Origin of the sequence: Saccharomonospora sp. CUA-673 (assembly GCF_001942305.1) — a bacterium.
In the GTDB taxonomy this organism is placed as follows: Bacteria; Actinomycetota; Actinomycetes; order Mycobacteriales; family Pseudonocardiaceae; genus Prauserella.
Map to the genome: position 1 here is coordinate 88,907 of NZ_MKKE01000003.1, position 26,837 is coordinate 115,743.

A 26,837-nucleotide genomic window follows, 5' to 3' on the forward strand; every position below is an offset into this window, starting at 1 on the left:
TCAGGCTACTCGCCCCGAACCGGCGGCCGGCGCACGGAACACCCCTCGACGTAAAAGCTCCCAAGGGCCCTTTGGTCGCGCCCACCCGTCTCCCACCACCACCCAAACGGACACGCTCCGCGTGGCAGTGTTCGATTCCGCGCAACTATGGGGCCCTTGGGAGCTTGAAAACGGGACTACGAGCGGCGGGTGCGCTTGGCCTTCTTCGGGGGCGGCAGGGCACCCTCGGCGCGGAGCTTCGCCGCGTGGGCGGCGAGGGCGTCGACCAGCACGACCGCGTTCGGCGACTCCGGCTGGACGTCGACGCGCAGGCCGAACTCCGTCGCCGTCTCTGCCGTCTTCGGCCCGATGCACGCCACGAGCGTCCGCGCGTGCGGCTTGCCCGCGATGCCGACCAGGTTCCGCACGGTCGACGACGACGTGAAGCACACGGCGTCGAACCCGCCCGTCTTGATCATCTCGCGGGTCTCGGCGGGCGGCGGCGCGGCGCGCACGGTGCGGTAGGCCGTGACGTCGTCGACCTCCCAGCCCGCGTCGGTCAGCCCGGCCGACAGGGTCTCGGTGGCGATGTCGGCGCGCGGCAGCAGCACGCGGTTCACCGGGTCGAGGATCTCGTCGTACGGCGGGAACTCCTTGAGCATGCCCTCGCTGGACTGCTCTCCCTCGGGCACGAGCTCCGGCTGGATGCCGAACGAACGCACCTTCTCGGCCGTCGCCTCGCCGACGCAGGCGATCTTCACGCCGGAGAACGCGCGGGCGTCGAGGCCGAACTCGTTGAACTTCTCCCACACGGCCTTCACCGCGTTGGCGGAGGTGAACACGATCCACTGGAAGCGGCCGTCGACGAGGCCCTTCACGGCGCGTTCCATCTGCGCGGGGCTGCGCGGCGGCTCGACGGAGATCGTCGGCACCTCGTGCGACGTCGCACCGTGGCTGCGCAGCCGCTCGGCCATGTCACCGGCCTGGTCCTTCGTGCGCGGCACGAGCACCTTCCAGCCGTACAGGGCGCGCGACTCCCACCAGGACAGCTGCTTGCGGTCGGAGACGATCGCGCCGACGGTGACGATCAGCGCGCCGGCGAGCTCACCGGCGTCCGCGCCGAGCGAGCCGAGCGTCGTCTCGATCGTGCGCTGGGTGTTGATCGTGCCGTTCGACGTGACGGCCACGGGCGTGTCCGCCTCGATGCCGTTGTCGATCAGCTGCGAGGCCGCCTCGGCCAGGTGGCTGGACGTGCCGTGCAGCACGATCGGGCCCTGCGCCTGCGCGACGCCCTTCCAGTCGACGTCGCGGGTCAGGTCGACCTCGGTGTGGTTGCCCCCGAGCGGCAGACCGGCGTACGCGGGCACCGCGGTGCTCGGCGTGACACCGGGCACGACGTCGAAGACGACCTCGGTCTTCGACACGGCCTGCACCTCGGACACCACCGCGGGCTGGGTGAGCGGGTCGCCGGCGACGAGGCGCAGCACGACCCGGCCCGACTCGGCCTCGGCGGCCAGGTCCTTGGCGACGTCCCCCGGCTCACCGACCGCGGGACGGACCTCGGCCTCCTCGCGGGCGTGGGCCAGGCGCCGGAGGGCACGTCCGGGTCGGTCACGACGACGTCGGCCTTGGCCAGCAGCTCCTGGGCGCGGACCGTGAGCAGGCCTGCGTCGCCCGGGCCCGAGCCCACGAAGGCGACGCGCCCCGTGGTCTTGGTTGCGGGGGTCATGTGCTTCGTTTCTCCTCTAGCAGCGGCCACACCGAGGTATGCGGCCCAATTCGTACTTACAGTGCGCTTAGCGGGGTTCGGTGCCGGCGACGCGGGCGCGCACGCCCGGTTCACCGGCGCCGGGGGTCAGGACGACAGTGCGCCCGCGCCGAGCTCGAGCAGCTCGGCGGCCAGCCCACGGCCCAGTTCGTCGGCGTCCTTCGTCTCGGCGACGGCGGAGGCCCGGAGGATCTGCACGGAGTCGCCTTCGACTCCATCCTCGCCCGCCGCGGCGACGCCGCGCAGCGAGATGCGGTCGACGACCCTGCCCTCGCTGTCGAGGTCCTCCACGACGTCGGCCAGCGCTCCGACCGGTGCGCTGCAACCGGCTTCGAGTGCGGCCAGCATGGCGCGCTCGGCGCGCACGGCCACCCTCGTCACCTCGTCATCCACAATGGACCGGAGGAGACGTTCGCTCTCGACGTCCTCGACTCGCGTCTCCACGGCCAGCGCCCCCTGCGCGGGAGCGGGCAGCATCTGAAGCGGGTCGATGGTCTCGGTGATCTCGTCGGCCCGGTCGACGCGGGCAAGGCCCGCCCGTGCCAGCACCACCGCGTCCAGTTCACCGGACGTCACCTTGCCGATCCGGGTGTCGATGTTGCCGCGAATCGGCACGACGGTCAAACCGAGCCCGAGGGCCTTCAGCTGGGCGATCCGGCGCGGCGAACCGGTGCCGACGGTCGACCCGGGCGGCAGTTCGCCGAGCGTCAGGCCGTCGCGGGCGATGAGCGCGTCCCGCGGGTCCTCCCGCGGCGGCACGGCCGCCAGCACGAGGCCCGGTTCGGGCGCCGTGGGCAGGTCCTTGTACGAGTGGATCGCGACGTCGATCTCGTCGGCGAGCAACGCCTCGCGCAGCGCCGACGTGAACACGCCGACGCCGATCTCCGCGATGGGCGCGCTCGAGCGGTCACCCGGGGTCGAGACCGTGACGATCTCGACCTCCTGACCGGCCTCGACGAGCATGTTCGCGATGGTCCGGGTCTGCGCCACGGCCAGTTTGCTGCCGCGGGTGCCGATACGGATCGGGCTCTTGGTCACGGATTGTCACCGTCGATCTGGTCGGTGGGGGTCATGGGGACCGAGGGGCTCGACACCGTCTTCGGCGCCTGCGGGTCGAGCTCGAACAGCTCGCGCAGCGCGGTCGCGTAGTCGGTGTCGTTGGTCTCGGCCGCGAGTTGCTTCACGCGCACGGTCGGGGCGTGCAAGAGCTTGTCCACCACGCGCTGGACCGTGCGGCCGACCTCCTCGCGGACGTCGGCGTCGATCTCGGGCAGCCGCCGGTCGAGCCTGAGCATCTCGGCGTCGACGACCTCGGCCGCCCGCTTGCGCAACGCCGTCACCGTCGGGGTGACGGCGGCGCTGCGCTGTCCCGCCAGGTAGGAGCGGACCTCGTCCAGGACGATGCCCGCGGCCTTGGCGGTCTGCTTCTCGGTGGTGCCGCTGCCGGACGAGTTCATCCGGTGCCGCACGGTGTCGAGGTCCACGAGGTGCACGCCGTCGACGCGCCGACCTCGGGTTCGACGTCCCGCGGCAGGCCGAGGTCGGCCACGACCAGCGGCGTGGTGCGCGGCGCGACGTGCCGCGCCTCGAGCACGGCGCCCTTCGCACCGGTGCACACGAACGCGACGTCGGCGCCGGACACGGCGTCGGCGAGCTCGGCCAGCGGCACGGCCGTGGCCGGCACACCCTGTTCGGCGACCGACTCGGCGAGCCGTTCGGCGTTGGCGTGCGTGCGGTTGGCCACGACGACGTTCGCGATCCCCGCCTTGCGCAGGTGCGACGCGGCGAGCGCGCCCATCGACCCCGCGCCGACGACGAGGGCGCGCTTGCCCTCGAGGCTGCCGCCCGCGTCCTCGGCCTCGGCCAGCGCCGCGGACACGACCGACGCGCCCAGCTGGTCGAGGCCGGTGTCGGTGTGCACGCGCTTGCCGACGCGCAGCGTCGTCTGCACCAGCTCGTGCAACGTCCGGCCGACGGTGCCCGCGTCGCGCGCGGTGGCGTACGCGGCGCGCACCTGGCCCAGGATCTGCGTCTCGCCCACGACCATCGAGTCGAGACCGGAGGCGACGTTGAACAGGTGCTCGACGGCCGCGCCCGCGTAGTGGACGTAGAAGTTGTCGTACAGCTCGTCGGGCGCATGCCGGCCTGGCGGGCGAGCACCGACGAGATGTCGCCGAGACCGCCGTGGAACGTCTCCACCACCGCGTAGACCTCGATGCGGTTGCACGTCGAGACGGCCATGACCTCGGAGACGTGGTCGGCCTGCTGCAGTTCGTGCAGGATCTTCGGCACCTCGGGCGCCGGGATCGACACCCGCTCGAGCGTGGTCAGGTCCGCCGTCCGGTGGGACAGTCCGAGCGCGAGGATGCTCATCGCGACACCACCGCCTGAGCGGACGCCGCTTCCGAAGACGCCGAAGCCTCCGGAGCCGCCTGGGTCGCCACCTCAGCCACCTCGGGGGTCTCCTCGGTCGCCTGCGGGGCCGCGGTGTTCGCGCCCTCGTCGCCTGCCCCAGCCGTCTGGCCGTTCACTTCGCCGTCCGCCCTTCGCGCCACGTGGAAGGAGAGGATCTGCATCTCGACAGCCAGATCCACCTTCCGAACCTCGATGTGTTCCGGGACCTGCAGCACCACCGGCGCGAAGTTCAGAATGCACTGCACTCCGCCTGCGACGAGCCTGTCGCACACCGTCTGGGCCGCGGTCGGCGGTGTCGCGATGACCCCGATGGAGATCTCCCGCTCCGCGCACACCTCGGGAATGTCGTCCAGGTGCGACACGGGCAGACCGCCCACCGGCACCCCGATCAGATCCGGATCGATGTCGAAGAGCGCCTCGACAGGGAATCCGCGTCCGGGGAATCCGCCGTAGTTTGCCAACGCATGTCCGAGGTTACCGATTCCCACCACGGCGACGCGCTGCTGCCTGTTGAGTCCCAGGGTGCGCTCGATCTGGCCGATCAGCACCTCGACCTCGTATCCGACGCCCCGCGTGCCGTAGGAACCGATGTAGGACAGGTCCTTGCGGAGTTTGGCGGAATTCACACCCGCGGCGGCCGACAGCTCCTCGCTCGAGACCGACGCGGTGCCCTGCTCCTGCATGCTCGACAGCACCCGCAGGTAGACGGCCATCCGGCCGACGGCGGCCTCGGGGATCGACTTCGCGTCCCCGTTGGAGCCCTTGGCGTCGGTGCCGCTCTTGGGGTCCTTGCCGTCCTTGGAGTCCTTGCCGTCGGCACCCTTCGCGGTCTTGGCCTTCTTGGGGTCCACCTTGCCGTTGGCGCTCGCCGAGCCTTTCGCGCCCTTGGCGTCGGTCGGGTCGCTGGGGTCCTTGGGGTCGGATTTGGCGGCCTTACGGGAGCGCGCGAGCCCGCGCACCGAGGAGGCGAGGTTGCGCCTGCCCCGCTGTGCATTCACGCCCGGACTCCCGTCACCGAATTCGCGTCAAACCCTTGACCGGACAGCCACCGACCGTGTTCGATGCACGCGCTCATCCGGTGGGAACACGGTAGTTCATTTGTGAACGCGTGCACAAAGTAGCTGGTAAAGGCGTTGACCTGGGCCACAGCCCCCACCTTTCTGACACCGAGTCACAACCCGCCGTGTCAGCACCCCGGCGTGTCAGCACCCCACGTCGCCGTGTCAGCACCCCGCGCGGGCGTGTCAGCAATCTGCGTCGCTGTGTTGGCATCTCGCGTTCACTAGGCTCGCCGCCGGAGGAACCACGGGCGAAGGCGAGCGAGCGATGGAGATCTGGATCAACCCGGCGTGCTCGAAGTGCCGCAGCGCGCTGACCGTGCTCGACGCGGAAGGTGCCGAGTACACGGTGCGCAGGTACCTCGACGACGTGCCGACCGAGGCCGAGCTGCGCGACGTCCTCGACCGGCTCGGCCTCGAGCCGTGGGACATCACGCGCACCCAGGAGCAGGTCGCGAAGGACCTGAACCTCAAGGACCGCACCGAGTGGCCGCGGGACGCGTCCGGCCGCGACCGGTGGATCGCCGCGCTCGCCGAGCACCCGAAGCTGATCCAGCGCCCGATCATCACGGCCGACGACGGCACGGCGGTCGTCGGCCGCACCGAGGACGCCGTCCGCGACGCCCTCGCCCGCACCTGACGCGGCAAGGCTCGTCCGTGTCAGCACCCCACGTCGCCGCTTTGTGCCAACACGACGACGTGAAATGCCAACACGGCGACGCAGGATGCGGACACGACGGCAAGCCGCGCCCCACGGTGGTTTGGGAGGATTCCGGGATGCATCACGTCACCGTCATGACCCGTACCGGGTGCCACGCCTGCGAGGTCGCCGAGGCCGAGGTCGCGCGGATCTGCGGGGACCTGGGTGTCGAGTGGTCGACCGTCGACGTCGACGCCGACCCCGAGGACCGCGCCGAGTACGGCGACCGCGTGCCCGTGCTGCTGGTCGACGGCGACGAGCACGGCTACTGGACCGTCGACGAGGACCGTCTCCGCGCCGCGCTCGCCTGAACGCAGACCTCGCGGCCCTGAGTGCAGAACTTGCAAAGCTGAGTGCAGACCTGGCGGGGTCAGGGGCGGAGCTGGGCTCGGCGGAGTTTGCCGAGGGCGGTGTGCGGGAGCTCGTCGGCGAACTCGACCGACGAGGGCACCTTGTAGCGCGCCAACCGCCGCTCGCAGACGTCGACGACCTGCTGCGCCGACAGCGACGCCCCGGGCACGGGCCGCACGAACGCCCGCACGGCCTCGCCGGTGCGGTCGTCGAGCACGCCCACGACCGCGACCTCGGCGACCTCCGGCAGCGTCCGGATCGCGTCCTCGACCTCGCGGGGGAACACGTTGAACCCGTTGACGATGATCAGGTCGTTGGCGCGGTCGACGAGGTGCAGATCGCCGTCGGCGTCGAGGTAGCCGACGTCGCCGGTGCGGTACCAGCCGTCGGCGTCGGGTCCGTGGTCGCCGTCCGGCCAGTAGCCGCTGAACAGGTTGTCCCCGCGGATCGACACGAGTCCGGTGAGGCCGATGTCGTCGCCGAAGGCGTCGTCGGGGTCTGCCGGGTCGAGCGGGACGTGCGCGGCCGAACCGTCGCTGTCCACGAGCCGCAGTTCGATGCCGGGCAGCGGTTTGCCCACCGAGCCGGCCTTGGCGTACCCGCTGGCCAGCGTGGACGTGACGACGGGCGCGGCCTCGGTGAGCCCGTACCCCTCGTAGACGGGGATGCCGGTGACGTCGCCGATGGTCGTCAGTACGCGCGGATGCAGCGGCGCGGCGCCCGACAGGAAGTGCCGCACCGTGGCCATGGCGTCGGCGAGCTCCTCCGGCGGCCGGGCGGCGAGGTCGGTGTACATCGCGGGCACGCCCACGACGAGGGTGATCGCGTGTGTGCGGCACGCGTGGAGGGTGTCGCGGGCGTCGAACCGCTGTGCGAGCACCACGCCGGCCGCGCGCGCGGTCGCGCCGAGCAGGCCGGGGCCGAGGCCGTAGATGTGGTGCAGCGGGACGGCCACCAGCGTGCGGTCGCGGTCGGTCGGCGGCAGGACGGCCGTGAACTGCTCGACGTTGGCCAGCAGCGCGCGGTGCGACAGCAGGACGCCGCGGGCGGGTCCGCTCGTGCCGGACGTGTAGAAGATCGCCGCGAGGTCCTCCCCGCCCGTGCGCGGCGCCACCGGATCGACGACTCCGTGGTCCCCCGCGTCGCCGGCCTCGAGGTCGGGCACGAGCGCCTCGACCCGCGCCCCGTCGGGAGCCGCCGCGGCGACGAGCACGCGCGCCCCGCTGGACTCGAGCAGCTCGCACGTCTCGGTGTCGGGTGCGGACGGTGACAGCGGCACCACGACGCCGCCCACCCGCAGTGCGGCGAACAGGCCGACGACGAACTCGGCCGACGTCGGCATCCGCAGTGCCACCCGGTCGCCCGGCTCGACCCCGGCCGCGCGGAGCCGGTGGGCGAACGCGTCGACGGCCCGGTCGGTCTGCACCCAGCTCAGCGACACCCCGGACGACGGGTCGACGATGCCGTCGCCGTCCCCGGCCCGATGCGCGGCGGCGCTGACCAGATCGGCGACGTTCCGCCTGCCGACCCCCGGCTCTCCGTCCCCCGCGCCGCCGGGTTCGCCTGCCCCACTCGTCATGTCCGCAGCCTCCTCCACTCGCACATTGTCGGCCATGCGCGAGCTCGGGGAGAGATCTGCGTCATATCCGGCGATCCGGGCCGTCTCCGGATTGAGACGCCGACACCACTACCTACCGGGCGGTAGCCCCGCGTATGCTCCCGTAGCGACGCAGTGGCGGTGATCACTCCGATCACGGATACGTCCGGGAACGGCCCCGGAGGAGGTGCAACACGATGAGCCTGCCAATCGCTGTTGCTGCTGGTCCAGCACGCATTCCGCTCCGAGTTGTGCCCGATCCGGAGCCTGCGGCCGTCGATCCGATGGCCGAGAACTGGGATCTCGTGCGCGCCGCTCAGGGCGGCGACCGGAGCGCATTCGGCCGTCTTTACGACCGATATGTCGACGGCGTCTACCGCTATGTCCTCCTCCGAGTGGGTGATCGGCACCTCGCCGAGGACGTCACGAGCGAGACGTTCCTGCGCGCGCTGCGGCGGATCACGTCGATCAGCTACCAGGGCCGCGACGTCGGCGCCTGGTTCACGACCATCGCGCGCAACCTGGTGCTCGACCACGTGAAGTCGAGCCGGGCGCGGTTGGAGGTCGTCACCGACGAGGTCGCCGATCCGGTGGCGTCCGGGTCCGCGGTCGCCGGCGCGGCCGCCGCTCCGGGGCCGGAGCAGCAGATCATCAGCAGGGACACCAACGACGAGCTCGTGCGCTGCATCGCCGATCTGGGCGACGACCAGCGCGAATGCATCATCCTGCGGTTCATCCAGGGCTACTCCGTGGCCGAGACGGCGCAGATCATGCAGCGAGGCGAGGGGGCGGTGAAGGCCCTGCAGCACCGAGCGATCCGCAGGCTCGCGAAGCTGCTGCCCACCGCGCTCCGCTGATCTCCGCTGAACCCTGCTGAACCCGCTCGACCTGCCCGGCAGGCCACCTGGCCGAACACCCGCTGTAACGCGCGCCACTCATACGGCGGACGTGCCGTAACCGCTGCGACCACGACATCGTTGTCGAGGCGAAGGATCCTGGCGATCCCATCAGGACACGTCACATGCCGTCACCACGCGGCAGGCCCAGGAGGCGTTGCCATCGTGGAGCCTCCACGAAACGACCGGAGCGGCGCGCGCGACCCGCGCACCGGCCGGCTCACCCGCGCCGAGCGCCGGGAACACGAACGGTTCGCCCGTGCGGTCGACTCCGGTGACGACCCGGACTTCGCCGGCGAACTGGCGGTCGTGGCCGCCCTGCGCGAGCTCGGCCGGGACACCGCACGCGACGGTGCGCTGCCCCCGGCGGGTCGGGCGCGCGTCACCGACCGGGTGCTGAACCCGGCCGCCGAACCGGAACCCGTCCCCGATCAGGACCCGGAGTCTTCGCAGGAGGAGCCGCGCCGGAAACGGCCGGCGCTGGCCACGGGAGCGGTCGCCGCGGGTGTCGTCGGGGTGCTCGGGGTGGGCGCCGCGGCTCTGTGGACGGCCGACAACGCGCTGCCCGGCGATGCGCTGTACGGGCTCAAGCAGCTCAGCGAACACACCGCCATCGGCCTGACCTGGGACGACGAGGAGCGCGCCTACAAGCACCTCGGCTACGCCTCCGACCGGCTCGGCGAGCTGACCGACCTGACCTCCGCAGGCGCCCTCGACGCCGGGGCCGACGCGGACGCCTACGCCGAGGGGTTCGTCGATTTCGAACAGCACACGCGGTCGGCGGCGAGCGCGCTGACCGACATCGGCACGTCCACCGACGGCAGCCAACTCGACCGGCTCGGCGAATGGGCCCACGCGCAAGGCGCGTACGTGGTGGCCCTGCCCCCCGAGGCCCAGGAACTGCTGTGGCGCGTCGAGGCGCGGACGACGGCGCTCAGCGAGCGGTTGTCGTGCACGCAGATCACCTCCGGCGAACGCGACGAGCTGGGTGCGCTGCCCGCGACCGGCGCCTGTCAGCTGCCGCTCGGCGCTCCGAACCCGCCCGCGGCGCCCGACACCGACGGAGACGGCGACCCCGACCCCGGCGACCCGGACGGCGGCGTCGCGGCCGAACCGGCCGACCCGCCCGCCGCGACCCTCGCGGGCGGGGCACCGGCGGACGCGGCGTCCGAGGCGACCACGGCCGCCACGGAGATGGCGGAACAGCGGCCCACACCCCGCTGGACGCCGCCCGAACCGCCGGCCGCGCCGCGTGCGGCGCTCGACGTCCCGGAACCCGACACCGGGCCGCGCCTGCCGGACGGTTCCGCCGACGACGACCCGTCGACGGTCCTGGGCACACTGCTGAGCGGATTGGGCGGATCGCAGGCGGTGAGCACCGGATGACCCGCGGCCGCCACCCGGTATCCTGACCACTTCAGTACACAGCCAGGTGAAGGCCGAACTCGACCGTGGAGGCGGTGTGCGTGTCGCTGTGGCGGGCCCGCAATAAGGGACAGGAACGCGAACGGCTCGCTGCCCTGGCAGGTGAGGCCTCGGCCGACGCCGCCGTGGCCATGGAAGCCGAAGCGGCCGAAGCGGAAGCGGCGGCGGCCGAGCAGGCCGCGGCGGCCCGCGCCGCCGACCCTGCCGAGCACGACCCGGACAGCCCCGCGGCGGAGGGCGAACCGCAGATCCCCGACGGGGACGAACCGCCTCCCCCGCCCGCCCCGCCGGACCTGACGGCCGCGGCCTTCTTCGACGTCGACAACACGATGATGGTCGGCGCGTCGATCTTCCACTTCGCCCGCGGACTGGCGGCCCGCAAGTACTTCACCGCCTCCGACCTCGCCGGATTCGCGTTGCAGCAGCTGAAGTTCCGCGTCGGCGGCAAGGAGGGCAACGTCGACGGCATCCGCGAACAGGGGCTGTCGTTCGTCGCCGGCGCGACCGTGGAGCAACTCACCGAGACCGGCGAGGAGATCTACGACGAGCTGATGGCCGACAGGATCTGGGCCGGCACCCGCGCGCTGGCACAGATGCATCTGGACGCCGGTCAGCGCGTGTGGCTCGTGACGGCCACGCCCGTCGAGCTCGCGGCGATCATCGCGCGCAGGCTCGGGCTGACGGGCGCGTTGGGCACCGTCGCCGAGAGCGTCGACGGTGTCTACACGGGACGGCTCGTCGGCGATCTGCTGCACGGGCGGGCGAAGGCGCACGCGGTGCGCGCACTGGCCGCGCGCGAAGGTCTGAACCTGCGCCGGTGCACGGCCTACTCCGACTCGCAGAACGACGTGCCGATGCTGTCGGTGGTCGGCACGGCGGTGGCCGTCAACCCGGACGCGACCTGCGCGACACCGCGCGGGCGCGCGGCTGGGAGATCCGCGACTTCCGCACGGGCCGGAAGGCGGCGAAGATCGGCGTTCCCTCGGTGCTCGGTGCGGGCGCGGTCGCCGGCGCCGTCGCAGGCGCGGTCGCCTACCGCCGCCGCGTCTGACCAGTGCTCCCGAGGGCCCCATAGTCGCGTTCAACGCAGCCATGGGGCCGTTGGGTGCATTGAGCCGGCGCTGTCAGGCCTGGAAGACGTTGCGGCGTTTGGCCAGGTGGCGGTACAGCATCTGCTGGATGCCCTCGCGCACCTGGTCGTTGAGGTTGAACATCCGCATGGGGTCGTCGACCGCCTCGGACTCGTAGTCCGCGGTGCAGATCGGCTCGCCGAACTCGATCGTCCACTTCGTCGGCAGCGGGATCGCCCCGAGCGGACCCAGCAGCGGGAAGAACGGCGTCACCGGGAAGTACGGCAGGCCCAGCAGCCGCGCCAACGGCTTGATGTCGCCGATCTTGGGGTAGATCTCCTCGGCGCCGACGATGGCGACGGGGATGATCGGCACACCGGTCTTCATCGCCGCCGACGCGAACCCGCCGCGGCCGAACCGCTGCAGCTTGTAGCGCGCCGAGAACGGCTTGCCGACGCCTTTGAACCCCTCCGGCCACACGCCCACCAGTTCGCCGGCCCGCAGCAGGCGTTCCGCGTCGGGGTTGCACGCGAGGGTCTGCCCGGTCTTGCGCGCCAACGTGCTCAAAAACGGCGTCTTGAACACGAGATCGGCGCCGAGCATGCGCAGGTGCCGCTGGTCGGGGTGTTCCTCGTGCACGGCGAAGGCGGTCATGAGGGCGTCGATGGGCAGCACGCCCGAGTGGTTGGCGACGAGCAGCGCGCCGCCGTCGGTGGGCAGGTTCTCGACGCCGAGCGTCGTCACCCGGAACCACTGTTCGTACAGCAGCCGTAGCGGCGGGAGCAGCAGGGTGTCGGTCAGTTCGGGGTCGAAGCCGAACTCGTCGACGGGGTAGTCGCCGGTGAGGCGGTGGCGCAGGAACATCAGGAGCCGGTCGACGATGTGCTCGTCACCGGCGGCCTCGGCGAGCCCGGCGGCGATGTCGTCCGGGTCGGGGGCACCGTCGGTGTCGGCGCCGTCGGCCGCACCGGACCTCGGCAGCTCGACCACCGACGCCTCGCCGTCGGGCGTGGGTTCGGGTTCGGACGTGTCGGCCTTGCCGCTGCGATGCAGTCTGATGACCTGCGCCGACGACCCACCACCGTTCATGTCTGCTCCCGTCACTCCCGTGCCCGTCTGCCCGCGACGGCCAGTGCGTCCGCGAGTCGTTCGCCGTCGACGACCGGGCGGATGCCCCGGCCGCAGAGGTAGTCGTCGAACGCGTCGCGGGTGCTCCACCGCGGGGTGTAGCCGAAGTCGTTCCTGAGGCGCGCGGTGTCGATGACCCGACCGAAGTTGAGCAGGCTCACCTGGTCGGCGGAGAAGTCGACGATGCGCGCGCTGCGCAGCACCGTGCCCACCGACGGCAGCGCGCTGCGCGGCAACGGCAGTTCGATGCGGCCCGCGCGGCGGATGGCCTGGCTGAGCGTGAGCACGCCGTCGGCGGCGACGTTGTAGACGCCGGGTTTGTTCTCGAGCGTGGCGATCTCGAGCGCGGCGAGCGCGTCGGACGAGTGCAGCATCTGCAGTCGCGAGTCGAAACCGAGCACCGTGGGCACGACGGGCAGGGCGAAGTAGCGCGTGAGCACGGTGTCGACGTCGGGACCGACGATGTTGGCGAACCGACCCATCGTCACCGTGATGTCGGGGCGGCGGCGCGACAGCCCGCGCACGTAGCCCTCCATCTCGACGGCGTCCTTGGCGTAGCCGGACGGCGAGGTGGGGCCGAGGTCGGAGTCCTCGCCGAACACGGCGGGCGAACGCGCGCCCGCCCCGTACACGGCGGCCGACGACTTGACGACGAGCTTGCGCACGAGCGGCGACTTCTGGCAGGCGGCGAGCAGCCGCATCGTGCCGATGACGTTGACCTCTTTGACCGCGCCGCGGCGGCTCGGCCCCGCGGGGTGCGCGTGCGTGGAGGCGTGGACGACCGTGTCGACCTTCGCCGAGGAGATGATCTTGGCGATCAGCGGGTTGCGAATGTCCGCGCGGACGAACTCGGCGTGGCCGGCGCGGCGCAGGATCTCGGGACGCGGCGGTGCGGTGTCGACGCCGATGACCCGTTCGAGATCGGGATTGTTGCCGAGGCGCGCGAGCAGCCTGCTGCCCAACTCACCGGCGACACCGGTCACCAGGACGATGTCGGGCGCTGCGGCGTCGGGCGCAGTGGTCGGCATCGAACCCCCCGGGTAGGCGGCTGGTCACGCGACGAAAGTCGGCGCTGGCCACCGATCGTACGCGGCGGGTGATCCGTTCCGGCATGCGCTTACAGGTAATTAACGACCTTGACCGATCGTGGTCGCCTGGGCGAGAGGAAACGCCGGATTCCGACGGCACGGGACCCCGGACAGGGAGACTCCGATGACAGGGCCGATGCGGACCCCTGCACCGGCCCGCGCGTCCGACCGGGTGAAACCGGCCGACGCGCGGGCGCAGGAGTCTGGGCTCACTTGCCCTGCTTGCGACGCTGAACGCGCGTGCGACGCAGAAGCTTGCGGTGCTTCTTCTTGGACATGCGCTTGCGACGCTTCTTGATGACCGAGCCCACGGGCGAACTCCTTCAAACCGATAGATCGTGATGATGCGCGGGCGCCACCGACACGACCGCATTCGGCAGCGGCGTGCATGGCGACCACGCGCACGGCCTACCAGGTTACCCGGGGCCCGGCCGAGCCCCTCGAGCCGGTCGCCTCAACCGACGTCGAAGTAGGCGTTGTCGAGATAATCGTGCACCGCCTTCTCCGGCACCCGGAACGACTTGCCGACCCTCACGGCCGGCAACTCTCCCGAATGCACGAGGCGGTAGACGGTCATCTTGGAGACGCGCATCAGCTGCGCCACCTCGGCGACCGTCAAAAACTGGACCTGCCGTGGTCCGGGCAGATCCTCGCTGTTCTTCGCCGGCATAGGTCTCACCGTGTCCCTTTTCGGGCACGTGTCCCGCCACGCGGCTTCCCCTCCGGGTGGCTTCGACACGTACGTGCTAATGCGAGGGTAACGGGACTGGTGTGGCAGATGCGACGGCCGTCGAGGCGATCACCCCGGCCGAGTGGGTTACTCCTCGTGGGCCTTGCCTAGCTCGATGGAGCGATCCCGGGCCGATTCGATGGCGTCGAGCAGGGCGGCGCGCACGCCGTGCTTCTCGAGCTCGCGGATGCCGCTGATGGTCGTGCCCCCCGGCGAGGTGACATTCTCCCGGAGGGTCACGGGGTGCTGACCGCCCTCGTCGAGCATCTTGCCCGCGCCCACGGCCGCCTGGACGATCAGCTGCTGCGCCACGTTCCGCGGCACCCCGAGCAGGATGCCCGCGTCGATCATCGCCTCGACGAGGTAGAAGAAGTACGCCGGACCGGAGCCGGACAGCGCGGTGACGGCGTCCTGCTGGGACTCGGGCAGCACGATCACCTTGCCGACCGACGACAGCAGCTCCTCGACGGTGCGCAGGTGCTCGTCGGTGGCGTGCCGACCGGGCGAGACGGCGCTCATCGCGGCGCCCACCAGCATCGGAGTGTTCGGCATGACGCGGATGACGGGCGTGCCCTCCGGGAGGCGACGTTCGAACAGCGCCGTCGGCAGGCCCGCGCACATCGACACGACGAGCGTGCTCGGGCCGATGAGGCCGGACAGTTCGTCCAGCAGCGGGTCGATGTCCTGCGGCTTGACGGCGACGACCAGCACGTCGGCGCGCTCGGCCGCCTCGGCGACCTCGACACCCGCGACGCCGTAGCGCTCGGTGAGCTCGGCGGCGCGCTCCGGGTGACGCTCGGTGAACAGCAGCTTCCCCGCGTCGTACCCGGCATCGAGCAGCCCCGACAACAACGCCTCGCCGATCTTCCCGGCACCCAGCACAGCGACAGTCATGCCCCTCAGGTTAAGCACCCGAGCTCGTGAGGGCTGCTACCGGGCGGCGGGGGCCAGGGCCAGTTGGCGGGCTTGGCAGATGATGCGGTTCTGGGAGTCGACGACGAGGGCGTCGGAGTCGAACCAGCCTCGTGCACCGAACGGCTCTCGACGTGCAGCCGCAGCCAGCCGGGTGCGGGTCTGGCGCGCACGAGCGCGGTCAGCTGGGCCGTCGGTGCCCATCCGGTCCGTCCGAGGTTCAGCACCACGGGCGGGTTGATGTCGCCGGCGAGCAGCGCGAAGTACGGGTCGACGACGCCGTGTCGCGGTCGCACCCACAGCCTCAGCCGCGGCGGGTCGCCGGTGCGCCCGGACAGGTAGCCGGCGGTCGCGGGGTCGATGCGCACCTCGCAGCCGCGGGCCAGGTGGAACACGCCCTCACCGTCGTCGTCGCCTCCCAGGGGAACAGCGCCCGCAGGCGGTTCGACGGGGGCGGGCGGCGCGTCGTGCCAGTCGGGCGCGCGAGCGGGCAGCCTGCCCGCCGTCACACGCCCCTCCACACAGCTGCGTCCGCGCTGTTCCATCGTCACGGCGACGACGGTGGCGCGCCTGCCGACCTTGCGGATGTCGGTGCGCAGCAGCACCGGTCCGATCGCGGGCGGGCGCAGGAACTCCGCGCTCACCACGAGCGGGTCGATCGCGGGTTCGCCGGTCTCGCGCACGACGTCGAGCGCGGCCTTCGCGAGCAACGCGAGCAGGAACCCGCCGTGCGGGTGCGTGTCGATGCACCATTCCTGCCGCAGGTCGGCCGTGAACGTGCCGTCCCCCAATGAGCGGACGACGCACGAGGAGCCGAAGGCGGCACTGTCCTGCGCGCTCACCAGCGACTGGCCAGCCGCCGGGGCAGCCGGTCGACCCCTTGCGCAGGGGGAACGGCGGGTAAGCGTTCCCACGACAGGACCCACTCGACACCGGACGGAACGTCGCGCACGGTCACCCCTTCCCCGCCGGCCTGCACTGTGCCCGTCTTCCGGGACGCGTCGCGACCGAAGCTCGCACCCCGTTGTCTGCGGCCGTGCTCGCGAAGGATAGGCAGCGAATGTGCATGTTGCCCACCGTTCGCGGGGCGGACACCCGATCCGACCAATGTGTCCACGCCACTCGGGTCGGCGATCTGATCGAGTGAACGCAGCGGCTCCACGGCCGAAACCATACGGCCCCCACCCCGCCGGTTCACACCACCCGACGCGAAGTTGATCTTGAAATTGGCCTGCACCGCTCGTCACGAGCGGTGAGTGGTTCGCACCACACGGCGATCAGCGGTGCGTACGGAGCCGTCCGGCCGGCGCCGACCCGCCTCACCCGAGGTGGAGTCGGGTGAACAGCAACGCCTCGCTGAGCATCTTCGCCCGGTCGGCCTCGGTACGGGAGCTGCGGGTGTTGACCTCGAGCACGACCTGTCCCCCGCGCAGCCCGAAGCCCGAGCCGGAGAGCTTCTCCAGCAGTTCGGCGCACGGCTGGGTGCCGCGACCGGGCAGCAGGTGCTCGTCCTTGGCCAGCCCGGTGCCGTCGCCCATGTGCACGTGGGACAGCTGCTCACCCATCCGCTCGGCGAGTTCGAGGGCGTCCATGCCGGCGGTGGCCGTGTGGGACAGGTCGAGCGTGTAGTGGTCGTGGCCGACGTCGGTCGGGTCGACCGACGGCCGGAACGCCGACACCGTGCGCCCGCGTGGCGTGCGCACGGGGAACATGTTCTCGACGGCGATGCGCACCCCGCCGGTCTCCTCCAGCTCGGCGACCAGATCGGGGAACGCGGCCGCGTAGCGGCGCTGCCAGCGGAACGGCGGGTGCACCACGACGGTGGGCGCCTCGAGGTCCTGGGCGGCCTCGACGGCGCGCCGCAGCCGCACGACGGGGTCGGGCGACCACACGCGTTGGGTGATCAGCAGACAGGGCGCGTGCACGGCGAGCACGGGCACCCCGGTGTCCCTGCTGAGCCTGCGCAGCGCGGCGGGATCCTGGCTCTCGGGATCGGCCCACACCATGACCTCGACGCCGTCGAAGCCCAGCGACTCGGCGAGTTCGAAGCCGGAGCGCGCGCGGAGCGGCCATACCGACGCCGTGGAGAGTCCGACGGGGATCACGCGCTACTTCGTCACCAACAACAGCGCGGCGGGCGAGACCGTCACGACAAGTCCGACAAGCAGGGCCAGCACCGTGGTCTGGAGGTCGTCGGCGCGACGCACCTTGCGCACGATGAAAACCAGGCACACGGTCACGACGAGCGCCGCGACGAGCGCGGCCGCGGGCAGTTGGCCCCACAGCCAGTTGAAGCCGAGCCACACCGCGGCACCGCCGGCGACCCCGAGCGCGAGCTGGCCCGCGAGCACGAGCCACTGCTTGGCCGGGGACAGTTCCTCGTCGTCCTCGTCCTCGTCGCGCGCGTCGGCGTCGCGCTCGTCGTCGGCGTCGACGCCGTCGTCGTAGGCGTACCGGTCGGCGTACTCGTCATCAGCCGCACCGTCGCCGTAGTCCTCGTCGCGGTAGTCCTCGGCCCGGTAGTCCTCGTCGCGGTAACCGTCGTCGTAGGCGCGGTCGTCGTAGGCGGTGCCGTAGCCGTCGTCGTACGCACTGCCGTAGCCGTCGTCGTAGCCCGTGTCGTAGGCCGTGTCATAGCCGCGGTCGTCGTAGGCGGTGTCGTACCCGTTGTCCGCGTAGCCCGCGTCGTAGCCGGTGTCCTGACCGTTGCGGTAACCGCTGTCGTAGGCCCGGTCGGCGTAGGCCGCGCCGGCACCCGCGGCGGCGACCCCCGCCGCTCCGGCGGCGGCAGCGGTGCCCACGCCGGCCGAACCGGAGTCGTCCTCGTCGTCGAAGTTCGGGACGAAGTGGCCGGTGGCGGGACCTCGTCGACCGGCGCACCGGCGACCTGGGTCTCCTCGGCCGATGCAGCCGACGCTGCCGACGACCCGGCGGCGCCGGCGACTCCGGCCGCTCCCGCTCCGGCGGCTCCGTCGGCCGGGTTCGGCGGCACGACGGGCGTGACGCCGACCTCGGTCGGTTCGTCGGACTGCGCCTGTTCGCGCGCCTGCGCCTGGCGGCGCTTGCGACGCCAGTTGGCCAGGCCGGCAGGCGGCTCGTCCGAGCGGACGGGGCCGGGCGGCGGCCCCTGCGAGACGGGCTGGGCCGTCGTCGTCCCGGCGTCCGGGTCGTCGGCGACGGCGGGGAACTGCTCGGTGTGCGACTCCGACGTCGCGGGCGGGGGCGCTGTCTGCCCCGCCAGGGGCGACGGCGCCGCAACGGCGGCTGCGGAGGCTTCTGCCCCGGAGGCTGCTGCGCGGGCGACTGCGGAGCCTGCGGCGCCGCGCCCGCGTCCCCGCCCTGACCGTCGGCCGGTTGGACGGCGGTCTGCGCCGGGTCGTCCTCGTTCTGCGGCGAGAAGAAGAACCCGCCCGACGACTGCTGCGGCGCGGGCGCCTCGCCCGGCGGCGCGGCGTGCGGACCGGACTGCTGCTGCGGCCCGGGCGGGGCCTGTTGCGGGCCGGGCGCCGGGTACCCACCAGAACTCTGCTGCTGGCCGCGCCTCGGCAACGGCTGCGGCTGCGAGGGCTGCTGGGCGGGTTGCTGGGGCGGGGCAGGCATCGGCTGCGACGGCTGCTGCGGTCGTCCCTGCGGCGCCGCGGGCGGTGCCGCACCGGCCGCCTGCGGAGGTGTTCCGTTCGCCGGGGCCGCCCCGTTGGGACGTCCGGTGCCGTTGGGCGCGCCGCCGGGGGCTGCTGCCCGGACCGATCTGCGGAACCCTCGCCGCGGACCCGGTCGATGATGGCCTGCGGAGCCGTGTCGGTGATGCTCGGCTGCTCACCCGTTTCGTCGGCAGCACGACGCCGCCGGCGGCGGGGAGCGTTCCCACCGTCGGCCTGTCCGCCGTGTAGGGCGAGCAATTCGGCAACCGTCTTCTGCTGCCGCCCGCCGTCGCTGTCTCGAGTCATCCCTTCCACCGTGCCCGTCGCCAGTTGTCTACGTCCAGTGTGACCTGGACGCTTCTCATCTCCGGCCCCGACCGGTCTCCAACGCAGTCTGGTCTTCGCCGTTCGAAAGGTCCAGCCTGCGCAGAATCACACCCTCACGCAGTGCCCACGGGCAGATTTCCAACCGCTCGAGCGACAGCGCCCGCATCGTCGCCTCCGCGACGAGCGCGCCACCGACGAGCTGATGCGCCCTGCTGGACCCGACTCCTTCCAGCTCGGCGACGTCGTCCGAGGACATCCGCGTGATGAACGAGAGCAGCTGCCGCAGTCCCGTCGCAGTCAGGGTACGGAGCGCCCGCGGCCCCTCCGACGACGGCGCCGCACCCGTCAGCCGGGCGAGTGAGCGGAACGTCTTCGACGTCGCGACCACCCGATCCGGTTCACCCAGCTTGCGGATCCGCTTGGCCAGACCGGACAGCTCCTCGTCGAGCCACGCCGTCGTGGCGACGATCTCCGAGCGCTTCGGCGGGTCGTCCGAGAAGCGGGTGCGGGTGATGCGGCCGGCGCCCAACGGCAGCGATTCGGCCAGATCGGGACGTTCGTCGATGCCCATCGCGACCTCGAGCGAACCGCCGCCGATGTCGAGCACCAGCAACCGGCCCGCCGACCAGCCGTACCACCGGCGGGCGGCGAGGAACGTCAGCTTCGCCTCGTCGGCGCCGCTCAGCACGTGCAGCTCGACCCCGGTGCGCTCGGCGAGGGTCGCCAGCACCTCCTCGGTGTTGGTGGCCTCGCGCACCGCGGAGGTGGCGAACGCCATGACGTCGGCGCAGCCGCGCCGCTCCGCCGACTCCGTCGCCGATTCGACCGCGTCGACCAGCGTCGTGATGCCGCGTTTGGTCAGTTCACCGCGGGAGTTCAGCTGTTCCGCCAGCCGCAGCACCGTCTTCTCGGAGTGCATGGGCGTGGGATGGCCGCCACGGTGCGCGTCCACCACGAGCAGGTGGACGGTGTTGGACCCGACGTCGAGAACCCCTAGGCGCACGGGAGTCCACGGTACCGGGCGCGCGGATCACGCCTCGAACTTGTAACCGAGACCACGGACGGTAACCAGGTGCTGGGGCTGGCCGGGGTCGGGCTCGAGCTTCGACCGCAACCGCTTGACGTGCACGTCGAGGGTCTTGGTGTCGCCGACGTAGTCGGCGCCCCACACCCGGTCGATCAGCTGGCTGCGGGTCAGCACCCGGCCGACGTTGCGCAGCAGGTACTCGAGCAGGTCGAACTCCTTGAGCGGCAGCGAGATGTCCTCGCCGTCGACGGTCACGACGTGCCGCTCGACGTCCATCCGCACCGGGCCCGCGGCCAGCACGAGCGGCGCGGCCTCCGGTTCGGCGGCGGTCGCCTCGCCGCCGCGGCGCAGCACCGCGCGAATCCGCGCGATCAGTTCGCGCGCGGCGTACGGCTTGGTGATGTAGTCGTCGGCGCCCAGTTCCAGGCCCACGACCTTGTCGATCTCGCTGTCGCGTGCCGTCACCATGATCACCGGGACCGACGAGCGCGCCCGCAGCTGCTTGCACACGTCGGTGCCGCTCATGCCCGGCAGCATCAGGTCGAGCAGCACGATGTCGGCGCCGTTGCGGTCGAACTCCTCGAGCGCCTGCTGACCGGTCGTCGCGAGCGCGGCCGTGAAGCCCTCCTTGCGGAGCAGGAAGGCCATGGGGTCGGCGAACGACTCCTCGTCCTCGACGATCAGAACCCTGGTCACTGCGTTGATCCTCCCGGTTCGGTGCGTTCCCGCACGCTGGAGACCAGCGACTGCTCACGCGAGCCGCGCCTCTGGTCTGGGGTCTGGGCCACGGCCTGGGACCCGGCCTGCGCATCACCGGCGGCCGCGTCGTCCGCCGCGTCGTTCGCGGCGGGCTCGCCGTCCTCGGCATGGTCGGCGCGGTCGGCATGGTCGGCGTGGTCGGCGCGGTCGGCGCGGTCACTGCCGGCGCCGGTGGACGGGATGCGCACCGTGAACGTCGAGCCGACGCCCGGCCTGCTCCAGAGGCGCACCTCGCCGCCGTGGTTGGCCGCCACGTGCTTGACGATCGCCAACCCCAGGCCGGTGCCGCCGGTGGCCCGGGAACGGGCCTTGTCGGCGCGGTAGAAGCGTTCGAACACGCGCTGCTGCTCGTCGAGCGCGATGCCGATGCCGCGGTCGGTGACGGCGAGTTCGACGTGGTCGTCGGTGATCCGGCTGCTGATCGACACGGGGCTGCCCTGCGGCGAGTAGACGATCGCGTTCTCCAGCAGGTTCGACAGCGCCGTGACCAGCAACGTCCGGTCACCCTCCACCTGCAGTCCGCTCGGGCCGTCGGTGGTCACGGTGATCTCACCGGTCTCGGCGGCGAGCTTGGTGCGCGAGAGGGCCTCGGTGACGACGTCGTCGACCTCGACGACGGTCAGCTCGGGCAGCCGCTCGGCGCCCTGGAGTCGCGAGAGGGCGATGAGCTCGGTGACGAGCTTGCCCAGCCGGGTCGACTCGCGGAGGATCTTCTCGCTGAACCGGCGGGACTCGTCGGTGTCGTCGGCGTCGAGCACGGCCTCGGCGAGCAGCGCGATCGCGCCGACGGGCGTCTTGAGCTCGTGGCTGACGTTGGCGACGAAGTCGCGGCGGGTGGCCTCGAGCCGCGCGGCCTCGGAGTGGTCGACGGCCTCCACGATCGTGAAGCCGTCCCCCAGGCCTCGAAGGTGGGCGACGACGGCCTCCGGCTGCCGACCGCGCACCTCCTCGGGCGAGATGTCGACCTCGACGGGTTCGCCGCTCTCGACGCTGCGCCGCGCCGCGGCACGCACCCGCGAGTCGACCTGGCTGCCGCGCAGGAGCGCGAGCTCCTCCGCACGCGCATTGCTCAGCACCAGGTCACCGAAGCGATTGAGGAGCACCACGCCGGTCTCCGACGAACGCACCGAACGCAGGAGCAGATCCGCGGTGGTCGGGCCGACCGGCGGAGGCGCGTCCCTGCCTCGGGTGCGGAAGAAGAAGAAACCGACAGCGATGCCGACCACCAGGGTGGCAGTGGCCAGCAGGACCGATCCGGACGCCGTCACGCATCGCATCGTAAGCACCCGGGAGGGCAGTTGTCCTAGTCTTGGCGGCCGTCCCGTGACCGGCCTGACACTCCTGGGCCATGTGTTCGCTACCAGGCAAGATCCAGTTCACCTGACGTACGCAGAACCCCACGAACGGGATCACCCGTACGAGTCACCCACCTCACCCGCGAATGCCCACGACAAACCCCTGCCCGGGGAGAACACTGGCGTCCACCATGAGTGACATCGACAAGCTGCTCGCCGAGGAAGGTGCAGCCGCGGAACAGTTCGACGGGCAGCGCACCCGCCACCACGCGACGCCGAGCCGCCCCAACCTCGGCCGCTCGACCGTGGTCTCGGTCCGGCTGACGGCCGAGGAACACCAGCAACTTCAGCAGGCCGCCGACGACGCACGACTGCCGCTGTCGACCCTGATGCGACTGTGGGCGCTCGACCGCGTCCAGGCCGGCGACAGCGCCACCCCGGATGACGCACCGGGAAGCGGGCGGAACCTGACGGTCGCCGAACGACTCGCCAGGCTGGAGCGCGAGGTCTTCCAGCAGACCGGCTGAGCCCGCACCCTCGCGGACCCGGGCCTCCCCCTGACGCGGGAACGGGTCCGCGCTCGGTGAGCGCGGACCCGTTCTGCCGGCACGTCCTGGTAGCCCGCCGGATCAGCGGCCCTGGTTGGCGACCGCGGCCGCGGCCTTCGCCGCCGTCTCCGGGTCGAGGTAGGTGCCGCCCGGGTTGGTGGGCTTGAGATCGGCGTCGAGGTCGTAGCGCAGCGGGATGCCCGTGGGGATGTTCAGGCCCGCGATGTCGTCCTCCGAGATGCCGTCGAGGTGCTTGACGAGCGCGCGCAGCGAGTTGCCGTGCGCCGCGACCAGCACGTTCTTGCCCGCACGCAGGTCCGGCACGATCGCCTGTTCCCAGTACGGCAGCAGCCGCTCCACGACGTCCTTCAGGCACTCGGTCAGCGGCAGCGTGCCGTCGATGTCCTGGTACCGCGGGTCGGCGTCCTGGCTGAACTCGCTGCCGACCTCGATCTCGGGCGGCGGCGTGTCGTACGACCGGCGCCACAGCATGAACTGCTCCTCGCCGAACTCGTCGGCGATCTCCTTCTTGTTCTTGCCCTGCAGCGCGCCGTAGTGCCGTTCGTTGAGCCGCCAGTTGCGCCGCACGTCGATCCAGTGCCGGTCGGCGGCGTCGAGCGCGAGGTTGGCCGTCGAGATGGCCCTGCGCATCAACGACGTGTGCACCACGTCCGGCAGCAGGCCGGCCTCGGCGAGCAGCTCCCCGCCTCGCCGGGCCTCACCCTCACCCTGGTCCGACAGCGCGACGTCGACCCAGCCGGTGAACAGGTTTTCCGCGTTCCATGTGCTCTGCCCGTGCCGCAGCAGCACGAGAGTCCCAAGTTCGGCCATGGCCGCAAGCCTGCCAGAGGAGACGGAGACCGCCAGCGCGACCTACACCACGTGGAGCAGTCCCGTCGGCCAGGTCGCCGTCGACAACCACCGAAACGCAGCTTGCACTGCGCCAACTGCAGCACTGCGCTACCGCGACCTGGCGCATTACCACGTGCTCTACAGAGAGTGTTGCCAACGCGCGGTAAAGACGGACCCAACTCTCTAACAGGGCGAACTCCCCCGTATCGACGGTGTTAACAAGACCGCAGTGTGTTCAACGTGGCGGACAAATTCACTCGAATAGAGTATCCAGTAGTCTTGTGGTTACCCTGCCGAGTCTGACAAGTTGACACAGAACCCACGCGGTCCGGAACCACGCACTCCCCGGGCCGACCCACGTGGGAACAGATCGCAGCTCGTCTCCCCCCTGCCGAGCTGCGGCCCGCCGGCCCCGTTGGCATCCCCCTCGTCACCGGGTCCCCACAGGCGGGAAAGGTCCACGGGGCGGCTCGAGTTCGCGACTCCCCCCTCCCTCGAGCCGCCCCGTCGACCACCTCCCCCACGTTTCGGACGTCACGTCAGCAGGCGACGGCGATACCCTTCGGCCACGGCCGAGGCCCGGTCACGAACGCCGAGCTTGTCGTAGATGTGTTGCAGGTGGGTCTTGATACTCGCCTCGCCGATGAACAGGGCCGTCGCCGCATCCCGATTCGAACTGCCGTTGGCGATCAGCTGCAGCACCTCCTTCTCCCGGTCGGTCAGTGTGCCGGCGCCGGGCCTGCGCACCTGCCCCATGAGGTGCTGGGTCACCGAGGGCGCGAGCACCGACTCTCCGCGTGCGGCTGCTCGGACGGCCCGCATCAGCTCGTCGGGCACGGCATCCTTCAGGAGATATCCGATCGCGCCCGCTTCGATCGCCGGCAGTACGTCGCTCTCGCTGTCGAAGGTCGTCAGGATCAGCACCCGCACGCTCGGGGCCTGATCGCGCAGGGCCGCGGTCGCGGCGACGCCGTCCATCCCGGGCATCTGGAGGTCCATCAGCACGACATCCGCTGCCGACCGCTGCGCGAGGTCGATGCCCTCCGCGCCGTCCCCGGCCTCACCGACCACGACGATGTCCTCGGTATCCGCGAAGGTGTCGCGAAGGCCGCCTCGCACGATCGGATGGTCGTCGACAACCACCAGGCGGATCATCGGTCGTCCTGCCCCTCAGCTCTCGTGTGCCCGGGTGCGATGGCCGGGACACGCGCACTGACCGAGGTCCCTTCACCCGGTTCGCTCTGCACCTCCACGTGGCCGCCGACCCCTCTGATGCGATGGCGCATGCTCGTCAGGCCGAAGCCGGTGCCGCCCCCTTTCGCACAACCACGCCCGTCGTCGCGCACGTCCAGCAGCACCTCGGTGCCCGTGTACGACAGCGTGACACCGACGCGCGCTGCCTGGGCGTGTTTCGCCACGTTGGTCAGTGATTCCTGCGCGACCCGGAAGAGAGCCACCTCGATCGCCGGGCTCAGCGACTCTCGGGTGCCGGTGACGTCCAGCTGCGCGCTGATTCCGTGGTCCCGCGACCATCGCTCGGTCAGCGTGCGCAGCGCGTCGGGGAGGTGCGCACGCCCCAGTTCCTGGGGTGCGAGCGCCTGCACGGACCGTCTGGCCTCGGCCAGACTGCTGCGTGCGAGCCGCAGCGCACGCGCCATGTGCTCCTCGGTCTCGCCCTGCACACTCGCGGAACGCTCCGCTGCCTGGAGTTGTGTGATGATGCCGGCGAGGCCCTGGGCCAGCGTGTCGTGGATTTCGCCCGCCAATCGTTGCCGCTCGTCCTGTGCCCCGGATTCCCGGGCCTGGGCGACCAGTTGCGCATGGAGCCCGGCGTTCTCGTGCAGCGCCGCCTCGAGTCGCTCGACGAGTTCCTCCCGTTTGCGTTCCACCGGTTCGCTGCGCGCCGTCAGCAGAATGCCCACTCCGATCGCCGCGGTCTGCACGGCGACGATCAGGATGAACTCCGCGAGCATGTCCGGGGCCGGGTTCGTCCACACACGCATGGCCGAACCGTTGAGGGCCACGGAGGTGGCCAGGACTCCGAGCACCCCCAACGGCCACGGCTTGAGCAGGTACGCGTGGAAGAAACCCGCGATGGTGAAGACCAGGAAGATCTCGGAGTACGTCATGAAGGTGACGCACAGGGCCAGCAGTCCGACGAAGTAGATCCCCGTCGGCGCCGGTCGGAGTGTCCTCCTGCGGATGGGCAGGGTGTGCCCGAACAGCATCCACGCCACCGAGGCCACGACCAGCCCGAGGACGGCAGCGCCCTCGGGCCAGAAGGGTGCGCCGGAGGCCGGGAGCGCCCACGAGAAGTAGACCGCCGTCGAGATCGTCAGCAGCACCCACGGCGCGCTCAACTGCAACAGGTCCCAGACCCGTAACTGCTCCCTCTTCCAGGCCAACCGGGAGCGATGCGCGATCTCGGCCTCTGCCTCGACGGCGGTTTCGTGGGGCCCGGCGTCCGGCCGCTCACGGGTCCCGGCATCCCGCATCATCGACACCTACTCCCAGCGGAAGAGCTTTGCGGCGATCGCGGTCGCGGTCACGGCGATACCCGCCATTATGGCGATCTGCAGCCAGAAGGGCTGCCCACCGGCGGTGGCGGTGATCTCGCCCGCCTCCGCGGACCACGCCGCGGTGAGAGCCTGCAGCCCGGGCGGGACGAACTCGCCGACCTCCCGCAGCACGTCGGGCATGAGGACACGGGGCAGGAAGGCCCCGCCGAAGAACATCAGCGCCACGAACAGGACGGTGCCCAGCTGGTTCGCCGCGCTGCTCGTGCGGGCCACGGCCGCGGAGAGCATGCCGATGCCGAGCAGTGCCGCATAGCCGGCGACGAAGGCGACGCCGAACTCGAGGGGCCGCTCGGGCGGCGCGATGTCCAGGAGCGCCCACGCGACGACGATCATGAGCGCCGCGGAGCCGACCACCGCGGCCGAGGCGACGATCGTCTGCGCGAGCAGGACGCTCCGCGGGTGTGCGGGGGTGGTCGACAGCCTGCGCAGGATGCTGCGCTCGCGATACGTCGCGATCACCGCCGGGACGTGCTGCACGGCGATCATCACCATCCCGAACACCAGCGCGGTCGGCGCCCAGATGTCGATGGACCGGAGCCCGCCGTTGCCCGGCGAGGCCTCTCTGAGCGCCGGGACCGTCCCCAGTGCGAGCAGGAGCCCCGCCGGGAACAGCACGCCGAACAGGACGGTGGTGGAGTCTCGGAGGAAGAGTTTCGTCTCGACCTTGACCATGTTGGTCAGCGCGGACATGG

23 protein-coding genes and 4 pseudogenes are annotated in these 26,837 nt (G+C 71.3%); 7 read left to right on the forward strand and 20 right to left on the reverse strand.

Features of this window, described 5'->3' with window-relative positions:
* Window positions 1-176: 176 nt before the first annotated feature.
* The 3 genes and pseudogenes from BJF85_RS30985 to BJF85_RS02070 form a co-directional block, all read right to left on the reverse strand.
* A pseudogene (locus tag BJF85_RS30985) lies at window positions 177-1,708 on the reverse strand (uroporphyrinogen-III synthase).
* Between the two features lie 126 nt (window positions 1,709-1,834).
* On the reverse strand, window positions 1,835-2,785 hold the full coding sequence (gene hemC / locus BJF85_RS02065; protein WP_075845519.1) for a hydroxymethylbilane synthase: 951 nt from the start codon (window positions 2,783-2,785) through the stop codon (window positions 1,835-1,837).
* Window positions 2,782-4,060 (reverse strand): annotated as a pseudogene (locus BJF85_RS02070) (glutamyl-tRNA reductase). The gene hemC and the pseudogene BJF85_RS02070 overlap by 4 nt, the downstream one beginning before the upstream one ends.
* Here BJF85_RS02070 and BJF85_RS29435 point away from each other — a divergent pair.
* The gene (locus BJF85_RS29435) at window positions 4,001-4,138 is read left to right on the forward strand and encodes a hypothetical protein (RefSeq protein WP_255375332.1); all 138 of its coding nucleotides are present in this window, start codon (window positions 4,001-4,003) and stop codon (window positions 4,136-4,138) included. The pseudogene BJF85_RS02070 and the gene BJF85_RS29435 sit on opposite strands and share 60 nt — an antisense overlap.
* Here BJF85_RS29435 and BJF85_RS02075 read toward each other — a convergent pair.
* Entirely contained in the window at window positions 4,117-5,160 is a 1,044-nt protein-coding gene (locus BJF85_RS02075; RefSeq protein ID WP_304442305.1) for a redox-sensing transcriptional repressor Rex, read from the reverse strand. The genes BJF85_RS29435 and BJF85_RS02075 overlap by 22 nt on opposite strands.
* 328 nt (window positions 5,161-5,488) lie before the next feature.
* On the opposite strand from BJF85_RS02075, the gene BJF85_RS02080 reads away from it, so the two are divergent.
* Together BJF85_RS02080 and BJF85_RS02085 are read left to right on the forward strand one after the other, a co-directional pair.
* On the forward strand, window positions 5,489-5,860 hold the full coding sequence (locus tag BJF85_RS02080; RefSeq protein WP_075845520.1) for an arsenate reductase family protein: 372 nt from the start codon (window positions 5,489-5,491) through the stop codon (window positions 5,858-5,860).
* A 137-nt stretch (window positions 5,861-5,997) separates the two neighbouring features.
* Window positions 5,998-6,231, forward strand: a complete 234-nt coding sequence (locus BJF85_RS02085) for a glutaredoxin family protein (RefSeq protein WP_075845521.1) — start codon at window positions 5,998-6,000, stop codon at window positions 6,229-6,231.
* 59 nt (window positions 6,232-6,290) lie between these two features.
* Here the strand turns inward: BJF85_RS02085 and BJF85_RS02090 are convergent, their stop codons facing one another.
* Window positions 6,291-7,850, reverse strand: a complete 1,560-nt coding sequence (locus BJF85_RS02090; protein ID WP_083665851.1) for an AMP-binding protein — start codon at window positions 7,848-7,850, stop codon at window positions 6,291-6,293.
* A gap of 215 nt (window positions 7,851-8,065) precedes the next feature.
* Here BJF85_RS02090 and BJF85_RS02095 point away from each other — a divergent pair, with 215 nt between their 5' ends.
* From BJF85_RS02095 to BJF85_RS02105, 3 genes and pseudogenes are all read left to right on the forward strand, one after another.
* Window positions 8,066-8,725, forward strand: coding sequence for a sigma-70 family RNA polymerase sigma factor (locus BJF85_RS02095; protein WP_075845522.1), 660 nt, complete (start codon window positions 8,066-8,068; stop codon window positions 8,723-8,725).
* Window positions 8,726-8,929: 204 nt separating this feature from the next.
* Window positions 8,930-10,150 (forward strand): DUF5667 domain-containing protein, encoded by a 1,221-nt coding sequence (locus tag BJF85_RS02100; RefSeq protein ID WP_075845523.1) that lies wholly within the window; start codon window positions 8,930-8,932, stop codon window positions 10,148-10,150.
* Window positions 10,151-10,215: 65 nt separating this feature from the next.
* Window positions 10,216-11,240, forward strand: a pseudogene (locus BJF85_RS02105) (HAD family hydrolase).
* A gap of 73 nt (window positions 11,241-11,313) precedes the next feature.
* Here BJF85_RS02105 and BJF85_RS02110 read toward each other — a convergent pair.
* The 11 genes and pseudogenes from BJF85_RS02110 to BJF85_RS02160 all read right to left on the reverse strand — a co-directional run bounded on the left by BJF85_RS02110 (window position 11,314) and on the right by BJF85_RS02160 (window position 22,139).
* Window positions 11,314-12,348, reverse strand: coding sequence for a lysophospholipid acyltransferase family protein (locus BJF85_RS02110; RefSeq protein WP_075845524.1), 1,035 nt, complete (start codon window positions 12,346-12,348; stop codon window positions 11,314-11,316).
* Window positions 12,349-12,359: 11 nt separating this feature from the next.
* Window positions 12,360-13,415: an NAD-dependent epimerase/dehydratase family protein gene (locus tag BJF85_RS02115; RefSeq protein ID WP_075845525.1), complete on the reverse strand. Its 1,056-nt coding sequence runs from the start codon at window positions 13,413-13,415 to the stop codon at window positions 12,360-12,362.
* Window positions 13,416-13,684: 269 nt separating this feature from the next.
* Window positions 13,685-13,786, reverse strand: coding sequence for a 30S ribosomal protein bS22 (locus BJF85_RS02120; protein WP_005453035.1), 102 nt, complete (start codon window positions 13,784-13,786; stop codon window positions 13,685-13,687).
* A 143-nt stretch (window positions 13,787-13,929) separates the two neighbouring features.
* The gene (locus BJF85_RS02125; protein ID WP_075845526.1) at window positions 13,930-14,145 is read right to left on the reverse strand and encodes a helix-turn-helix domain-containing protein; all 216 of its coding nucleotides are present in this window, start codon (window positions 14,143-14,145) and stop codon (window positions 13,930-13,932) included.
* A gap of 147 nt (window positions 14,146-14,292) precedes the next feature.
* Window positions 14,293-15,099, reverse strand: a complete 807-nt coding sequence (gene proC, locus BJF85_RS02130) for a pyrroline-5-carboxylate reductase (protein ID WP_075845527.1) — start codon at window positions 15,097-15,099, stop codon at window positions 14,293-14,295.
* 36 nt (window positions 15,100-15,135) lie between these two features.
* Window positions 15,136-15,959: pseudogene (locus BJF85_RS02135) on the reverse strand (thioesterase family protein).
* A 477-nt stretch (window positions 15,960-16,436) separates the two neighbouring features.
* Window positions 16,437-17,222, reverse strand: coding sequence for a sugar phosphate isomerase/epimerase (locus BJF85_RS02140; protein WP_075845528.1), 786 nt, complete (start codon window positions 17,220-17,222; stop codon window positions 16,437-16,439).
* Between the two features lie 3 nt (window positions 17,223-17,225).
* Window positions 17,226-17,918, reverse strand: coding sequence for a hypothetical protein (locus BJF85_RS29440; RefSeq protein WP_075845529.1), 693 nt, complete (start codon window positions 17,916-17,918; stop codon window positions 17,226-17,228).
* 1,201 nt (window positions 17,919-19,119) lie between these two features.
* The gene (locus BJF85_RS02150; RefSeq protein WP_075845530.1) at window positions 19,120-20,088 is read right to left on the reverse strand and encodes a Ppx/GppA phosphatase family protein; all 969 of its coding nucleotides are present in this window, start codon (window positions 20,086-20,088) and stop codon (window positions 19,120-19,122) included.
* A gap of 27 nt (window positions 20,089-20,115) precedes the next feature.
* Window positions 20,116-20,808: a response regulator transcription factor gene (locus tag BJF85_RS02155; protein WP_075845531.1), complete on the reverse strand. Its 693-nt coding sequence runs from the start codon at window positions 20,806-20,808 to the stop codon at window positions 20,116-20,118.
* Window positions 20,805-22,139 (reverse strand): cell wall metabolism sensor histidine kinase WalK, encoded by a 1,335-nt coding sequence (locus tag BJF85_RS02160; protein WP_083665846.1) that lies wholly within the window; start codon window positions 22,137-22,139, stop codon window positions 20,805-20,807. Before BJF85_RS02160 ends, BJF85_RS02155 begins: the two co-directional genes overlap by 4 nt.
* Window positions 22,140-22,357: 218 nt before the next feature.
* Between BJF85_RS02160 and BJF85_RS02165 the strand changes: the two genes are divergently transcribed.
* Window positions 22,358-22,693: a hypothetical protein gene (locus BJF85_RS02165; protein ID WP_075845532.1), complete on the forward strand. Its 336-nt coding sequence runs from the start codon at window positions 22,358-22,360 to the stop codon at window positions 22,691-22,693.
* Window positions 22,694-22,795: 102 nt separating this feature from the next.
* Here the strand turns inward: BJF85_RS02165 and BJF85_RS02170 are convergent, their stop codons facing one another.
* The 4 genes from BJF85_RS02170 to BJF85_RS02185 form a co-directional block, all read right to left on the reverse strand.
* Complete coding sequence (locus tag BJF85_RS02170) at window positions 22,796-23,545, reverse strand: phosphoglyceromutase (RefSeq protein WP_075845533.1); 750 nt, start codon at window positions 23,543-23,545, stop codon at window positions 22,796-22,798.
* 555 nt (window positions 23,546-24,100) lie between these two features.
* Window positions 24,101-24,721, reverse strand: a complete 621-nt coding sequence (locus tag BJF85_RS02175) for a response regulator transcription factor (RefSeq protein WP_075845534.1) — start codon at window positions 24,719-24,721, stop codon at window positions 24,101-24,103.
* Window positions 24,718-26,061: a sensor histidine kinase gene (locus BJF85_RS02180; RefSeq protein ID WP_158056740.1), complete on the reverse strand. Its 1,344-nt coding sequence runs from the start codon at window positions 26,059-26,061 to the stop codon at window positions 24,718-24,720. Before BJF85_RS02180 ends, BJF85_RS02175 begins: the two co-directional genes overlap by 4 nt.
* A gap of 9 nt (window positions 26,062-26,070) precedes the next feature.
* On the reverse strand, window positions 26,071-26,835 hold the full coding sequence (locus tag BJF85_RS02185; protein ID WP_075845535.1) for an ABC transporter permease: 765 nt from the start codon (window positions 26,833-26,835) through the stop codon (window positions 26,071-26,073).
* Window positions 26,836-26,837: the final 2 nt, after the last annotated feature.

Bases quoted from the DNA above. Each gene is read 5' to 3' on its own strand.
- BJF85_RS02080 (WP_075845520.1), top strand. From the start codon at position 5,489: ATGGAGATCTGGATCAACCCGGCGTGCTCGAAGTGCCGCAGCGCGCTG.
- BJF85_RS02085 (WP_075845521.1), top strand. From the start codon at position 5,998: ATGCATCACGTCACCGTCATGACCCGTACCGGGTGCCACGCCTGCGAG.
- BJF85_RS02090 (WP_083665851.1), bottom strand. From the start codon at position 7,850: ATGACGAGTGGGGCAGGCGAACCCGGCGGCGCGGGGGACGGAGAGCCG.
- BJF85_RS02095 (WP_075845522.1), top strand. From the start codon at position 8,066: ATGAGCCTGCCAATCGCTGTTGCTGCTGGTCCAGCACGCATTCCGCTC.
- BJF85_RS02110 (WP_075845524.1), bottom strand. From the start codon at position 12,348: ATGAACGGTGGTGGGTCGTCGGCGCAGGTCATCAGACTGCATCGCAGC.
- BJF85_RS02115 (WP_075845525.1), bottom strand. From the start codon at position 13,415: ATGCCGACCACTGCGCCCGACGCCGCAGCGCCCGACATCGTCCTGGTG.
- BJF85_RS02125 (WP_075845526.1), bottom strand. From the start codon at position 14,145: ATGCCGGCGAAGAACAGCGAGGATCTGCCCGGACCACGGCAGGTCCAG.
- proC (WP_075845527.1), bottom strand. From the start codon at position 15,099: ATGACTGTCGCTGTGCTGGGTGCCGGGAAGATCGGCGAGGCGTTGTTG.
- BJF85_RS02165 (WP_075845532.1), top strand. From the start codon at position 22,358: ATGAGTGACATCGACAAGCTGCTCGCCGAGGAAGGTGCAGCCGCGGAA.
- BJF85_RS02170 (WP_075845533.1), bottom strand. From the start codon at position 23,545: ATGGCCGAACTTGGGACTCTCGTGCTGCTGCGGCACGGGCAGAGCACA.
- BJF85_RS02175 (WP_075845534.1), bottom strand. From the start codon at position 24,721: ATGATCCGCCTGGTGGTTGTCGACGACCATCCGATCGTGCGAGGCGGC.
- BJF85_RS02180 (WP_158056740.1), bottom strand. From the start codon at position 26,061: ATGCGGGATGCCGGGACCCGTGAGCGGCCGGACGCCGGGCCCCACGAA.
- BJF85_RS02185 (WP_075845535.1), bottom strand. From the start codon at position 26,835: ATGTCCGCGCTGACCAACATGGTCAAGGTCGAGACGAAACTCTTCCTC.